The sequence below is a fragment of the Cloacibacterium sp. Arc13 genome (assembly GCF_041431305.1).
GTDB classification, from domain to species: domain Bacteria; phylum Bacteroidota; class Bacteroidia; order Flavobacteriales; family Weeksellaceae; genus Cloacibacterium; species Cloacibacterium caeni_B.
The window spans coordinates 112,681-127,050 of sequence record NZ_JASMRM010000008.1; the positions used below are offsets into that span (position 1 = coordinate 112,681).

Consider the following 14,370-nt stretch of genomic DNA (forward strand, 5'->3'; position numbering starts at 1 on the left):
AGGGATTTAAAATTAAAAATCCCGAAAATAATTTCCGGGATTAAAAGTATATTTTATGATTTCTTTTTCGCTTTTATCATCATTTCCAGCATATCCCACATTTCTTGCGGAATTTGTTCTAGCATATTAAATTCACCAGCACCTTGCAACCATTCTCCACCATCGATGGTTACTACTTCTCCGTTAATGTACGCTGAATAATCAGAAACCAAATATGCTGCTAAGTTTGCTAATTCTTGATGTTCTCCTACTCTTCTCAATGGTACTTTTTTTCTCATGTCAAATTTTTCGGCTAAATCTCCCGGCAATAATCTTTCCCAAGCTCCTTTTGTAGGGAATGGACCCGGTGCAATTGCATTAAAACGAATATTGTATTTCGCCCACTCTACAGCTAAACTCCTGGTCATCGCTAGAACTCCTGCTTTTGCACAAGCTGAAGGAACTACATAAGCAGAACCCGTCCAAGAATAAGTGGTAACAATATTAAGCACAGTTCCCGGAATTTTATTGTCTATCCAATATTTTCCTACAGAAAGTGTACAGTTTTTGGTTCCTTTCAAAACGATATCCAAAATAGAATCAAAAGCAGAATGCGTCAATCTTTCGGTGGGTGAAATAAAATTTCCAGCAGCATTATTGAGCAAAATATCTATTCTACCAAATTCTTTAATCGCAGCTTCTTTCATCGCTTCTACTTCGTCCCAATTTCTTACATCGCAAGAAACACAAAGCACTTTACCGCCAGTTTCTGCTTCTAATTCTGCGGCAGTTCCTTGTAATTTTTCTAAATTTCTAGAAGTAATCACTACTTTGGCTCCCAGTTGTAGAAAATATTTAGTCATGGCTTTTCCCAAACCACTTCCACCACCTGTAACGATGGCTACTTTATCTTTTAATGCGTTCTCTTGAAGCATAGGTTGTGTATACATATTCATGACAAGTCTTGTTTAAAATTAATGCTTAAAAGTAAGCATTTATAAAATTCCGAGAAAAAAATCTGTTATGTAAAGAAGATGATTCACCAAAAAAGACCGCAAAATTGCGGTCTTTTTTAAAATATTTTGAAAGTTTCTAGTATCCAAAAATTTCTTCTAAAGAAAGTTTTTTCACTTCTCCTAGTTTTTTCATATCGTCCATAGAAACTCTTTTTTCTGAAGCTACAATTGCATAAGTGTAAGGTTTTCCTGAGAAATAATTCTGGTGGAATTTCTTAACATCTGCCATCGTAATTTTATCTACTGTTTCGTACATTTTCTTTCTAATATCATCAGTAAGACCTAAATTTTTAGCATTTAAATAGTTGTAAATGATACCATCTTGAGTAATTCTCTCTGTCTGAATATCTTTTTTCACTTGATTTTTAGCCAATTCTAAATTTTTAGGCAATTCTGGCATTTTGGTTAGCAATTCGTTCATAGCAACCGTAGCATCATTAAATTTATCTGCTTGAGAACCTACATAACCTAATAAATAGTAATCTTGGTCTTTTTTCTGTGGTTGCACATAATATCCGTAAGTACTGTAAGCCAAAGCTTTACTTTCTCTAATCGTTTGGAATACTAAACTTCCCATACCTCCACCGAAATAGTTATTAAACACATTAACCATCGTCGTTTTTTCTGGATTGTAAGTTTCGGTATTTCTAATCCATCTGGTTTCTGCCTGAACCATATCATAATCTGCAAAAAGCACTTGATTTTTAGCAGGAACTTCTTGTTTGAAAGTTTTTGCAGGAGCTGCTACTGCAAAATTTGCAGGAACTTGGTGCAATGTTTTCAACTGAGAAACAACGTTATAAACAGGAGTTGGCCCGTAATAAATTACTGTTTGCTCATAATTATTAAGATTTTTAATTCTGTCTACTAATTCTTGAGCGGTTACCGCATTCAGTTCTTCATTGGTCAAAACATTATTGAATTTATTTTCTGAACCATAAAGCGCATAACTTGTTAAACCTTGTAAAATAGCTCCTTTATTTGCTTTAGCATCTTTCCTAGCTTTATTTAGTCTTGCTTTAAGTGCAGCTAAAGCTTTGTCATCTGCTTTTACATTATTTACCACTTCTTCATACAATTTCACTGCATTTTCGAAATTTTCTTGTAAACCTTCAATGTTTACCGTAGTATATTCTTCTCCTGTAGAAACATTGAAACTACATGCAATTTTGTAGAATGCTTTAGAAATTTCTTCGGCTGTCATTTTATCAGTCCCTAAAAACTGAATGTATTGTGAAGCTAAACCTTGTTTTTTATCATTCAAAGAACCGATTTTGTAACGGTAGCTTAATCTGAAAATATCATTGTCTTTGTTCGGAACGTAAAGTACTTCTGCTTTTCCTAATTTAGATTTCTGAATATCTTTTTTGTAATCTAAGAAAACTGGTTTCGCAGCAGTTGCAGGCATTTCATTTATTGTTTTCACAAATGAAGATTGCTTATCTGGATTGGTTTCTACTGGTGTAATTGATGGTTTTTCAATTTTTACAGTTGCAGGAGATTCTCCTTTTCTTTTCAAAACAGCTACATAATTGTCACCAAAATATTTATTGGCAAAAGCTACGATGTCTTCTTTTTTAATTTTAGACAAATCATTTACATACGCAACTTGGTCTCTCCAATCTAGTTCTGAAGTGAAAGCATCCATCAAAACACTAGCTCTATCACCGTATTTTTCGGTTTCGTAGATTTTGTTTTTCTTGATGTTATTGATGATAGAAGTGATGAGTTGGTCATCAAAATTTCCTTTTTTAAGGTTTTCGATTTCATTTAATACTAAAGCTTTTACATCTTCTAAACTTTGACCAGAAGTTGGCGCAGCAGAAAGATATAAGATTCCGTAATCAATTAATGAATAGGTGAAAGCTGAAGCTCTCAATAATTTTTGTTTTTTAACCAAGTTCAAGTCTAATAAACCTGCTCTTCCGTTGGTTAAAATTTGACCAACTAAGTCAGCTAACAAAGCATCTTTATCTTTATTTCCAGGTAATCTGTAACCAATGGTTAAATTTTCTGCATCTGGACCTACAATTTCTTTTACAATTGGAGCTGTAATCGCATCTTCTGGTTGGAAAGTGTATTTATCAAATGGTTTTGGTTGCATGTAAGAAAACGCTTTGTCCACTTTTGCAATTACCTCATCTGGATTGAAGTCACCAGAAAGGATAATTCCCATGTTATTAGGAACGTAATATTTATTAAAATACTTTCTGATTTCTATTAACGAAGGGTTTTTAAGGTGTTCTACTGTACCAATGGTGGTTTGTAAACCGTAGTTATGCTTTTGGAAAAGATTAGAGAATAAAGTTTCAGAAACTTTTCTTCCGTCATTATCCAGCGTTCTATTTTTTTCTTCGTAAACCGCTTCTAATTCAGTGTGGAAAATTCTCAAAACTGGATTTCTGAATCTTTCTGCTTGTACTGCTAAATATTTATCTAAAGAAGCACTAGGAACGTCATCTGTATAAACGGTTTGTTCAAAACTTGTGAAAGCATTGGTTCCTTGAGCGCCCATTGCAGACATCATTTTGTCGTACTCGTTTGCAATTGCATATTTTGCAGCAACTCCAGAAACAGAATCTATTTTTTTATAAATGGCTTTTCTTTGAACTTCGTCTTTAGTAGAATTATATTGCTCATATAAAGCATCTATTTTTTCTAATTCTACTTTTTCTTTAGACCAATCTAATGAACCGTATTTATCAGTTCCTTTGAATAACATGTGCTCTAAATAATGCGCCAAACCAGTATTGGTTGCAGGGTCTGTTTTACTTCCTGCTTTGATGGCAACATACGCTTGGATTCTAGGATCCTTATTCGTAGGACTTAAAATAACAGTTAAACCATTCTTCAATGTGTAAAAACGAGCTTTCGCATGGTCATTGGTTACATATTTATACGTGTAACCGCCACTCGAAGCTTCTTTCCACTGAAACTGGTTTTGGGCAAAAGCAACTACAGAAACTAATACTGCAGTAAATGCCAAAGTAAGCTTTCTAATCATATTGAATTAATTTTTTTTCTATTAGACGCAAAAAATGTAAAAATGTTTCTTAAACATTCATATTTTTTGAAAAGGAAGGATTTTATCTTTCAAAAAGCAATCTTTCTCCGTGTTTTTCAAGAGAAACCTTACCATTTTCATAAGCCAGAAAACCATTCACGAAAGTATGTGTGATTTCTGAGTGAAAAGTCTCGTTTTCTAGCGGACTCCAACTACATTTTGAAAGGATATTTTCTTTAGAGACTGTAATTTCTGCATTAGGATTAATGAGAACTAAATCTGCTTTGTACCCTTCTTTCACAAAACCTCTTTTTTCAATTTCGAATAAAATAGCAGGATTATGACACATTTTTTCGACCACTTTTTCTAAAGAAATCTTGCCTTTTTTGAAATATTCAAACATTACAGGTAAAGAATATTGAACCAAAGGCGCACCAGAAGGACAGCTCAAATATTTGTTAGATTTTTCTTCCAAAGTATGCGGAGCATGATCAGTGGCGATTACATCTATTCTATCATCTAAAAGTGCTTCCCAAAGTCCATTTTTATCCGTTTCAGTTTTTACTGCAGGATTCCATTTGATAAGAGAACCTTTGGTTTCATAATCTTCGTTGGTGAAATGAAGGTGATGCACACAAACTTCAGCGGTGATTTTTTTTTCTTTTAACGGAATATCATTTCGGAAAAGTTCCATTTCTTTAGCAGTAGAAAGATGATAAACATGCAATCTCGCGCCAGTTTTTTTGGCGAGTTCTATTGCTTTTGAACTTGAAAGATAACACGCTTCTTCGCTTCTGATTAAGTGATGAAATTTCACAGGAATATCTTCTCCGTATTGTTCTTTATAGATTTCTGTATTTTTTCTGATGGTCGCTTCGTCTTCACAATGCACACAAATCGGCATTTTTACTTGAGAGAAGATTTCTTCCAAAATTTCGGGATTATCTACCAACATATTCCCTGTAGAAGAGCCTAAAAAAAGTTTAATGGCCGCTACATTTCTTGGATTGGTTTTCAGAACTTCTTCTAAATTATCATTGGTTCCGCCCATCGAAAAAGAATAATTGGCGTAAGATTTCTCCGAAGCAATTTTGTATTTTTCTTCTAAAAGTTCTTGCGTTACCGCATTGGGAACGGTGTTCGGTTGTTCTATAAAACTGGTAACTCCACCTGCAATTGCAGCTTTTGATTCGCTTTCTATATCGCCTTTATGAGTTAATCCCGGTTCACGAAAATGCACTTGATCGTCTATCAGACCTGGAATAAGAAAAGAATTTTCTGCGTCAATAATTTTGTCTACATTTTCTTCGGAAATAGTTGAGGAAATTTTTGCAATCAAATCATTTTCAATCAATACATCAGATTTAAAAATCTTTCCTTCATTTACAATTTCAGCGTTTTTGATTAAGGTTTTCATTTTACTTTTAGATTTTTACAAATTTAATTTAACTTTTGAGGAAAGCCAAAGAAATTTAGGTTTTTGTGAAGGTGTAAAAGTTCAATTCTAAGGTTTATGAAAAATTCGTAAATCTAAAATCCCAAATCCCAAATCTTATAGTTATTTTTGCAATCTAAAAACGCTAAAAAATTGTATAAAAAACTATTCGGACAAACCGCCATTTATGGTTTAAGTTCAGTATTAGTAAGGATTTTTCCTTTTCTTATCGCTCCTATCGTTACGCGAGCATTTGGGCCAGCTGCATCTTCACCATTTGTAGATTGGTACTCTATTGCTGGAGTTATTACGGTTTTTTTAACACACGGAATGGAAACTTCGTTTTTTCGTTTTGCGCAAGAAGATGATATTGACAAAAAAACCTTAATCTCTACTACTGCACTTAGCATTCTTTCTGTAGGGTTCATTTATTTGATTTTAGGATATGTTTTCAGACAAGAATTAGCGAACGCTTTCGAAACGCCAGACCAAGTGAATTTTTTGGTCATTTTCTTATTTATTTTATCATTTGACGCGTTTTCTACCATTCCTTCAGCAGTTTTAAGATTAGAAGGAAGACCTATCCAATATATGCTTTCTAAAGTAATCGGTTCATTGGTTTACTTTTTTTTAGTGGTATTTTTCATCAAATGGTTGCCTAAATTTCCAGAGGGAATTCTTGGACTAAAATATAATCCAGAAATTGGGGTAGGTTACGTTTTTATTGCTAATTTGGTACAAAGTATTGTGACTTTAGCCATTGTAGGCAAAGAATTTGTGAATTTCAGCTTTAAAAAATTTGATTTTCAACTTTGGAAAAGAATTATGAATTATTCTTGGCCAGTAATGATTGCAGGTTTGGCTGGAATTGTAAACCAAACCCTTGACAGACAGTTTCTTAAATACTTACTTCCTGATAAAGAAGCACGTCATCAGATTGGAGTTTATGGTGCTGTTTACAAAATCGCCACTTTTATTACGGTTTTCAGACAAGCTTATCAATTAGGAATTGAGCCTTATTTTTTCAGCAGTTTCAAAGATAAAAACAATCACAAAACTTATGCAGTTTTGATGGACGTTTTCGTGATCTGTAATTGTTTGATTTACATGGGATTAATGGTAAATCTTCAATGGATTTCTGAAAAATATTTGAGAAATCCGCTTTATTATGAAGGCATAGAAATCATTCCAATGGTGATGTTAGGTGCTTTATTTTTAGGGATTTATCTTAACCTTTCTATTTGGTACAAACTTTCAGACCAGACCAGAGTAGGTTTATATATTTCTATCATAGGAGCGGCAATTACAGTGCTTATTAACGTACTTTTTATTCCAGAATATGGATATTGGGCAAGTGCAACCGCTGCATTAGTAACCTTCACGAGTATGATGGTAATTTCCTACATTTGGGGAAGAATAAAATATCCTATTCCTTATAACACGGGGAAAGTAATCCTTTATCTCGTCATTTCGGTTTCACTTTCTATGATTTCGTTTTATTATTTTAGAACCAATTATATTGTAGGAAACTTATTTCTAGCATTATTCATCGGTTTCGTAGCCTTTAAGGAACAAGCCATTATCAAAAGAATTTTAAAAAGATGACCATAAAAGTAATCAACAAATCAAAACACGCTTTACCAAAATACCAAACTGTACTTTCTGCAGGAATGGATTTATATGCTAATATTTCTGAACCCATCACGCTGAAATCTTTAGAGAGAAGATTAATCAGCACAGGCTTATTCATTTCACTTCCAGAAGGTTACGAAGCACAAATAAGACCTAGAAGTGGTCTTGCTCTAAAAAACGGAATTACCGTTCTCAATACTCCAGGAACAATAGACGCTGATTATCGCGGAGAAATTGGAGTAATTTTAGTAAATTTATCGGCCGAAGAATTTACCATTAATGATGGCGACAGAATCGCTCAAATGGTAATTGCTAAACACGAAACCGCAACTTGGGAAGAAGTAGACACTTTAGAAGAAACAGAACGCGGAGAAGGTGGTTTTGGCAGTTCTGGAGTCGCAAAAAAATAACAATTAAAAACACAAATAATTTTAAACCAAATTAAACTATGAAAATAATAGTTCCAATGGCTGGACGTGGTTCTAGACTAAGACCACACACACTTACCGTTCCTAAACCATTAATTCCTATTGCAGGAAAACCGATTGTACAAAGATTAGTAGAAGATATAGCAAAAGTAGCTGGCGAAAACATAGATGAAATAGCATTTATCATAGGAGATTTTGGACCAGAAGTTGAACAATCTTTAATAGAAATTGCAGAAAAACTAGGAGCAAAAGGAAGCGTTTATACGCAAGACGAACCTCTAGGAACAGCTCACGCTATAAAATGCGCAGAACAATCTATGCAAGGAGACGTAGTCGTAGCATTTGCGGATACCCTTTTCCGTGCCGATTTTAAACTAGATACCAATTCTGATGGGGTAATTTGGGTTAAAAAAGTAGCTGATCCATCTGCTTTTGGTGTTGTAAAATTAGACGATTATGGTTTCATCACTGACTTTGTAGAAAAACCACAAACTTTCGTTTCTGATTTAGCGATTATTGGAATTTATTATTTCAAATCAGCAGAAAAATTGATGGAAGAAATTAATTATATCATGAGTAATGATATAAAAGTAGGTGGTGAATATCAATTAACGACAGCTCTCGAGAACCTTCGCCAGAAAGGAGCTAAATTCTCTCTAGGAAAAGTAGATGATTGGATGGATTGTGGAAATAAAAATGCTACCGTAGAAACCAATGGTAAAATCCTTCAATACGAAAAAGAAGAATTTGCAAATTTCCCAGCAACAGCAGAAATAGAAAACAGCCTTATCATTCCGCCATGTTTTATCGGGGAAAATGTAAAAATTAAAAATTCTAAAATCGGGCCTTATGTTTCTTTAGGAAACGGAACTTGCATAGAAAATTCTAATATCGAAAATTCTTTGATTCAAGAGAAAACGGTCATCAATCATGGTAATTTAAGTAACTCTATGATTGGTAGCCATGCACAATACTTTGGCGTTTCTAGAGAAATTTCCTTAGGAGATTATTCGGTGCTAGATTTTTTATCAAAAGGAAATGATTAATCTGCTATAAATCAAATAAATAACCAAACCACACAAAACATTTTGTGTGGTTTGGCGTTAAAATTGTAATGTTCTTCCACAAGTAACATTTACAATCATAAAATATGAAAAATTATATACTTATCCTTCTTTCATCATTAGCTTTATTATCTTGTAAAGCAAGAAAAATCGTAGAACAAACTCCCATTATTACAGAAAATGTAAGTTCTAATAAAGCTTTTTTCGAAACAATTACTAAAAAAGATGCTTTTGAAAGTTTAAAAATCACCAGCAAAGTCAATGCAGAGACAGACAGATTTATCCCAACTATTGATGGAACATTTTATATAGAAAATGACCAACAAATTTGGGCAAATTTTTCATTCCTTTTCATGTCTCAAGCAAGAGCTAATATTACACCTGCCGGAATCAAAGCCTACGAAAAGATAAATAAGACGTATATTGATTCTAATTTTGACTATATCAACAATCTTTTGAAAGTTAATTTCATAGATTACAGAGCTTTACAAAATTTACTTTTGGGTAAAACCTTTATTCCTGTCAATGAAAAAGATTATACCTTTTTGCAAAATGAAAACGGTTATGTGCTAAATTCTGCTAAAAACCAAATTATCACGGTAAATGGCAAAACAAGTGAGTACAAAACTTCACTAGAATATTCTCCTGAATTGGCTTTGAAAAAGGTGTTTTTACAAGACATTAAAAACAATAATAGCCTAGAAGTGAGCTATAATGATTATGAAATTTTCGGTTCACAAAAACTCCCAAAAAGTGTTAAAATAATTATAAAAGCACAGAAAACAGACCAAATTTTAATAGAAAATACGAAATTTGAATTTTTGAAGATGGAAACTCCTTTTTCCATTCCTACTAATTATACAAAGACAGAAATTAAATGATGCATAAGAAACTGAGTTTATTATTAGGATTACTAGCCTTTAGCATTTTCTTTTCTCAACAAGGAAGAAAAGAACAACTGCAAAAACAAAATTCAGAGCTCAAAAAACAAATTGCTGCCATTAATGCTACTCTTGCAAAAGCCAGAGGAGAAGCAAAATTATCTCTTGCTTACCTTAATGATGTCAATAAAAAAATTGCGCTCCGAGAAAGAGTTTATAATAACACTCAGAAAGAGAAAAGATTCATAGAAGATGACATCTACCTCCGTCAGTTAGAAATCAATAAATTTAACCGTGAACTGAAAGTTCTTCGTAAAGAATATGCTGATATTCTAGTAAAAGCATATAAAAACAAAGGTGTTCAAAACAAAGTTACTTTCATTCTTTCTTCCAGAGATTTAGGAGAAGCATTGAGAAGAGTTCAATACATCAAGCAATACGGAGAATATCAAGATAAAAAAGCTGCTGAGATTAATCAAAAAGCTACTCAAATCAAAAAATCCATCGGTTTAAAGCAAAAATCTGTAAAAGAAAAAGAAAACCTTCTTAATAAACAAAAACAAGAACTCGCTGTAATTCAAGTAGAAAGAAAACAAAAAGAAGTACTTTTAGAAGAATTTAAGAAAAACGAGGCAAAACTGGTAGGAGAACTTAGAACCAAGCAAGCCGAAAATAAAAAGGTAGAAAATGCCATCAGAAATCTCATCAATGAAGAGATAAAAGCGGCTAAAGCTAAAGCTGAAGCAGATAAAAAAGCAGAAGCAGAAAGAATAAGACTAGCAAAAATTGCAGCAGAAAAAGAAAAAGCAAAAATAGACGCTGAGAATAAAGCGAAAGCTGATGCTCTTGCTCTTGCGAAGAAAAAAGCGGAAGAAGAAGAAAGAAAAGCTACAAAACTAGCCCGTGAAAAAGCAGAAGCAGAAAGAGTTGCCAAAGAAAAAAATGATGCAGAAAAAATAGCTAAAGCAGAAAAAGAGAAAAAAGAGTCTGAAGAAAAAGCAAATGCCGCTAAAGCAAAAGCTGATGAAGCTAGAAATGCATCAAAAGCATTAGCAGATAAAACAGATAAAGAAAAAGCAGCTGTAGAAGAGAAAAAAATGAAAGACTTCGGAGTGGGAGCAATTACCGCAGGAAGCAACTTCGCAGCAAATAAAGGAAAAATGTCTTTCCCTGTTCCTTCTGGACAGGTTACCGAAAGATTTGGCAGACAACCGCACCCAGTTTTCAAAGGAATTACTATTGAAAATAACGGAATAAAAGTGGTAGTTCCAAACGGAACGAAAGCAAGATGCGTATTCCCAGGTGTTGTGAGCAACATTTTGGTAAGTGGAGGCGCAAAAACAGTACTGGTTAAACATGGAGACTACTTCAGTATCTATGGAAACTTGGATAATGTAAACGTTGCCAAAAACCAACAAGTCTCTGCAGGAACCACCATTGGAAGTATCGGAACTGATTTTGATGGGAATTTTGCCCTCGATTTTCAAATTTGGAATGGAGCCAATCCAGTTAATCCATTAGATTGGGTTTCGTATTAAAAAATCCTTACCTTTGTAAAAATTTTCAAAAATGATTTCACCAATTATTATACTATCACTTTCTTGGCAACATATGCTAATTGTTGCTGTAGTACTTTTATTACTTTTCGGAGGTAAAAAAATCCCTGAATTAATGAGAGGAGTTGGTAGCGGAATTAAAGAATTTAAAGACGCTGTAAAAGAAGACGAAAAAAAACCAGAAGATAAATCTCAAAATCCTTCTTAACATGTCTTTTACCGAACACGCATGGAATATCTTCAACAAATCTGTTGAAGATTATCATTTACATGATAATGTAGACTTTCCCATCAATAATCCATTCGAAAATGGCAGTTTGGAACATCTTTTGTATACTAAGAATTGGATAGATACCGTACAATGGCATTTAGAAGATATCATTAGAGACGAAAATATTGATCCGGTAGAAGCACTACAATTGAAAAGAACAATTGATGCTTCTAACCAAAAAAGAACTGATTTGGTGGAATATATTGACAGTTATTTTTTTCAAAAATATCAAAATATTACGCCTAAATCAGACGCTAAAATCAATACAGAAACGGTAGCTTGGGCAATTGATAGATTTTCAATTCTCGTTCTGAAAGTGTACCACATGAACCAAGAAGCTACTAGAGAATCTGCTACAGAAGAACATAGAGCAAAATGTACAGAAAAACTCAATGTACTTCTAGAGCAGAAAGAAGATTTAAGCCAAGCGATTGATCAATTACTTTTAGATATAGAAAACGGCGATGTTAAGATGAAGGTATACAAACAAATGAAAATGTATAATGACGAAAGTCTTAACCCTATCCTTTATCAAAAATCTAATTCATAAAAATGAGAAATACAATAAATTTACTTTTCGCCTTGCTTCTATTGACTTCGTGCTCGGTAGAAAAAGTAAATTTATCTCCTTTGTCTAATAGTTTTTCGAGTTATTCTACCCAAACTAGTTTTTCTGAACAGACGTATAAATCTATGGAAAGAGTAAGTTATCTCTCAGAAATCACTAATACGCTTACAGAATTTCCAGTTTTTAAAAATCAAAAACTCAATGCAGAAATTTATAAAATGAAACTGCATATTTCTGATTACATTTATTCTATCAAACAGAATAACAAAGCGGAACAAACTAAGGCTTACAACAACTACTCCAATTCTTATAAAACAATTCAGACACTGAAAACGAGTCTTCCGAAAGACGATTTAGAATTACTGAATAGATATTTGGCTAAAATCAAAACAAACATTAGTCTTATAGATTCTTTCGATAGTACAGAATCTAAGTAAATCTTATCTTTACATAAAAAATTAGATGATAACATTACAGGCAGAATCATTAGTTCCTACCGATTTTGGAAACTTTAGAGTAATGGCTTTTTCTGATAGCGAAAAAGACTGGATGCCTCATATCGCTTTGGTGGCAGAAAATACAGATTTTTCTAAACCTATTAATGTTCGTTTTCATTCAGAATGCATTACTGGAGAAGTTTTCCATTCTAAAAAATGTGAATGCGGTCAGCAGTTAGATGCAGCCATGAAATTTATTCAAGAAAACGGAGGCATCATCGTTTATCTTCGCCAAGAAGGTAGAAACATTGGCATTATCAATAAGCTCAAAGCTTACGCATTACAAGAAAAAGGATTAGATACCGTTCAAGCGAATCTTCAATTAGGTCTTCCTGCAGATGATAGAGATTTTAATGTTGCGATTGAAATTTTAAAATTATTAGACGTAAAAGAAATCAATCTTTTGACGAATAATCCTGATAAAATTAAATTCGTAGAAAACAGCGAAATTCATCTCAACAAAAGAATTCCACTTCAGATGGAGGCTAATGAAAACAGCAAAGAATATCTGAAAACTAAAAAAGAATATTTCGGGCATCTTCTAGATGACGAAACAGAAAAATAAAAAAACGCTTCGAGAATTTCGAAGCGTTTTTAGTATCTATTTGAACTTTTTAAAGTTTAATTCCACTTTCTAGAGCCAGAGTCATCATGGTTCTAAGAGCAGTTTCTCTTTGGTCAGCAGAAATTTCTTCACCTGTTGGAATAATATCTGAAACCGTCAAAATCGTTGCTGCATTTTTCCCTAAATGTTTGGCATTAGCAAAAAGTGCGAAAGCTTCCATTTCTACTGCTGGACAATTATATTTCTCTGCAATTGCAGGAATTCCTGGTGTTTTTCTGTAGAAAACATCACTGGTGTGAATATTTGCCGCTTTAGTTTCAAGAGCTAATTCTTTAGCCGTTTCATTAATTACATCAAAGGCTTTTCCTTGGTGATACATGATTTCTTCATCCATTTCCCAAGCAAATTTAGCATAAGTAGATTCACTTGCTGCTCCATCTACATTAATTAGATCAAAAACATTAAGATCTGTAGTATAACCACCACAAGTCCCAATTCTGATAATGGTATCTACATCATATTCTGTAAATAATTCGTAAGAATAAATCCCAATACTTGGCACTCCCATTCCACTTGCTCCTACAGAAATTTCTTTTCCTTTATACAAACCTGTAAAATAAAAAATATTTCTGGTCTTGCTTACCAATCTTACATCTTCTAGAAAATTATCTGCGATGTATTTAGCTCTTAAAGGATCTCCTGGCTGTAATACCGTTTTTGCAATTTCGCCTTTTTTGGCACTGATGTGAACACTCATAATTTTAATTTTAAAAGGACAACAAAGGTAAGAACTTTTTGTGGGAAAAAAATCTGATTTTTATTACCCAACAAAAAATCCCAGCAATTCATTTTGCTAGGATTTCTTTTATGTAAAAAATTAATATATGGATGGTTTTGAATGATTTAGTGATTATTTTGGTTCTTTTAAGTTAAAATATTTCACTACTGCATTATAATCCTCGTAATTTACTTGTGAGGCATTTCTATTCGCTCTAGAAGCTGGAACCAGTACAATTCTAAACGTTTGATTGTTAAGATAAGTAGCTCTTTCTGTACTTGTCATGGTAGATTGGTCAAAATTAGCTTCGGTTCTTACTTGAACTCTTTTTGTATCAAAAATAAAGTTGTAATCTAATTCTCTGTTATCGCTCAAGTAAAAAGTTTTAGGCAAAAGTTGCCAAATTGCACTTGCTGAGCTGTTAGAATTGATATTTCTATACACTAAAACTACATCAGAAGAAGGAATATCAATCGCCTGATCTAAGGCATAATTGTTAGTAGAACTAAAAGTTCCCGTTACATCCTTCATCACAGGATACGTATCATTATCTTGAATATCTCTATCTACCACTTCGTTCATTTCGCAGCTCATCATCAATAATCCTCCGAAAATCGCAAGAACCATTAAAGTAAAATATTTTTTCATATCAGTAATTATTTGTTGGTTGATGCTTTTTACATTCCAAGTTGCGTG

At 33.2% G+C, this 14,370-nt stretch carries 14 protein-coding genes; 9 read left to right on the forward strand and 5 right to left on the reverse strand.

Translation table 11 applies throughout. From position 1 onward, the window contains the following. Positions 1-53: 53 nt before the first annotated feature. The 3 genes from QO190_RS07925 to QO190_RS07935 all read right to left on the reverse strand — a co-directional run bounded on the left by QO190_RS07925 (position 54) and on the right by QO190_RS07935 (position 5,416). Entirely contained in the window at positions 54-935 is an 882-nt protein-coding gene (locus QO190_RS07925; protein WP_213190523.1) for an SDR family oxidoreductase, read from the reverse strand. 136 nt (positions 936-1,071) lie between these two features. Next, positions 1,072-3,999, reverse strand: coding sequence for a M16 family metallopeptidase (locus tag QO190_RS07930; protein WP_371462312.1), 2,928 nt, complete (start codon positions 3,997-3,999; stop codon positions 1,072-1,074). 82 nt (positions 4,000-4,081) lie between these two features. Beyond that, the gene (locus QO190_RS07935) at positions 4,082-5,416 is read right to left on the reverse strand and encodes a dihydroorotase (RefSeq protein WP_371462314.1); all 1,335 of its coding nucleotides are present in this window, start codon (positions 5,414-5,416) and stop codon (positions 4,082-4,084) included. Between the two features lie 171 nt (positions 5,417-5,587). Here QO190_RS07935 and QO190_RS07940 point away from each other — a divergent pair, with 171 nt between their 5' ends. From QO190_RS07940 to ribA, 9 genes are all read left to right on the forward strand, one after another. After that, positions 5,588-7,039, forward strand: a complete 1,452-nt coding sequence (locus QO190_RS07940) for a lipopolysaccharide biosynthesis protein (protein ID WP_371462316.1) — start codon at positions 5,588-5,590, stop codon at positions 7,037-7,039. Further along, positions 7,036-7,476, forward strand: coding sequence for a dUTP diphosphatase (dut, locus tag QO190_RS07945; protein ID WP_371462317.1), 441 nt, complete (start codon positions 7,036-7,038; stop codon positions 7,474-7,476). The genes QO190_RS07940 and dut overlap by 4 nt, the downstream gene beginning before the upstream one ends. A 38-nt stretch (positions 7,477-7,514) precedes the next feature. Next, entirely contained in the window at positions 7,515-8,540 is a 1,026-nt protein-coding gene (locus tag QO190_RS07950) for a sugar phosphate nucleotidyltransferase (protein WP_371462318.1), read from the forward strand. A 104-nt stretch (positions 8,541-8,644) separates the two neighbouring features. Beyond that, positions 8,645-9,439 (forward strand): DUF4292 domain-containing protein, encoded by a 795-nt coding sequence (locus QO190_RS07955; RefSeq protein WP_371462319.1) that lies wholly within the window; start codon positions 8,645-8,647, stop codon positions 9,437-9,439. Then, positions 9,436-10,977, forward strand: coding sequence for a peptidoglycan DD-metalloendopeptidase family protein (locus QO190_RS07960; protein ID WP_371462320.1), 1,542 nt, complete (start codon positions 9,436-9,438; stop codon positions 10,975-10,977). Before QO190_RS07955 ends, QO190_RS07960 begins: the two co-directional genes overlap by 4 nt. A 31-nt stretch (positions 10,978-11,008) precedes the next feature. Next, complete coding sequence (locus tag QO190_RS07965; RefSeq protein WP_104794158.1) at positions 11,009-11,203, forward strand: twin-arginine translocase TatA/TatE family subunit; 195 nt, start codon at positions 11,009-11,011, stop codon at positions 11,201-11,203. A 1-nt stretch (position 11,204) separates the two neighbouring features. After that, entirely contained in the window at positions 11,205-11,816 is a 612-nt protein-coding gene (locus tag QO190_RS07970) for a DUF4254 domain-containing protein (RefSeq protein WP_213197418.1), read from the forward strand. 2 nt (positions 11,817-11,818) lie between these two features. After that, a complete protein-coding gene (locus tag QO190_RS07975; protein ID WP_371462322.1) occupies positions 11,819-12,271 on the forward strand; it encodes a hypothetical protein in 453 nt (150 codons plus the stop codon). Positions 12,272-12,296: 25 nt separating this feature from the next. Continuing rightward, positions 12,297-12,896, forward strand: coding sequence for a GTP cyclohydrolase II (gene ribA, locus QO190_RS07980; protein WP_069800620.1), 600 nt, complete (start codon positions 12,297-12,299; stop codon positions 12,894-12,896). A gap of 49 nt (positions 12,897-12,945) precedes the next feature. On the opposite strand, the gene deoD is transcribed toward ribA, so the two are convergent. After that, the gene (gene deoD / locus QO190_RS07985) at positions 12,946-13,653 is read right to left on the reverse strand and encodes a purine-nucleoside phosphorylase (protein WP_371462324.1); all 708 of its coding nucleotides are present in this window, start codon (positions 13,651-13,653) and stop codon (positions 12,946-12,948) included. 153 nt (positions 13,654-13,806) lie between these two features. Then, entirely contained in the window at positions 13,807-14,322 is a 516-nt protein-coding gene (locus QO190_RS07990) for a hypothetical protein (protein WP_371462326.1), read from the reverse strand. Positions 14,323-14,370 lie beyond the last annotated feature (48 nt).

Bases quoted from the DNA above. Each gene is read 5' to 3' on its own strand.
- QO190_RS07925 (WP_213190523.1), bottom strand. From the start codon at position 935: ATGAATATGTATACACAACCTATGCTTCAAGAGAACGCATTAAAAGAT.
- QO190_RS07930 (WP_371462312.1), bottom strand. From the start codon at position 3,999: ATGATTAGAAAGCTTACTTTGGCATTTACTGCAGTATTAGTTTCTGTA.
- QO190_RS07935 (WP_371462314.1), bottom strand. From the start codon at position 5,416: ATGAAAACCTTAATCAAAAACGCTGAAATTGTAAATGAAGGAAAGATT.
- dut (WP_371462317.1), top strand. From the start codon at position 7,036: ATGACCATAAAAGTAATCAACAAATCAAAACACGCTTTACCAAAATAC.
- QO190_RS07950 (WP_371462318.1), top strand. From the start codon at position 7,515: ATGAAAATAATAGTTCCAATGGCTGGACGTGGTTCTAGACTAAGACCA.
- QO190_RS07955 (WP_371462319.1), top strand. From the start codon at position 8,645: ATGAAAAATTATATACTTATCCTTCTTTCATCATTAGCTTTATTATCT.
- QO190_RS07960 (WP_371462320.1), top strand. From the start codon at position 9,436: ATGATGCATAAGAAACTGAGTTTATTATTAGGATTACTAGCCTTTAGC.
- QO190_RS07965 (WP_104794158.1), top strand. From the start codon at position 11,009: ATGATTTCACCAATTATTATACTATCACTTTCTTGGCAACATATGCTA.
- QO190_RS07970 (WP_213197418.1), top strand. From the start codon at position 11,205: ATGTCTTTTACCGAACACGCATGGAATATCTTCAACAAATCTGTTGAA.
- QO190_RS07975 (WP_371462322.1), top strand. From the start codon at position 11,819: ATGAGAAATACAATAAATTTACTTTTCGCCTTGCTTCTATTGACTTCG.
- ribA (WP_069800620.1), top strand. From the start codon at position 12,297: ATGATAACATTACAGGCAGAATCATTAGTTCCTACCGATTTTGGAAAC.
- deoD (WP_371462324.1), bottom strand. From the start codon at position 13,653: ATGAGTGTTCACATCAGTGCCAAAAAAGGCGAAATTGCAAAAACGGTA.
- QO190_RS07990 (WP_371462326.1), bottom strand. From the start codon at position 14,322: ATGAAAAAATATTTTACTTTAATGGTTCTTGCGATTTTCGGAGGATTA.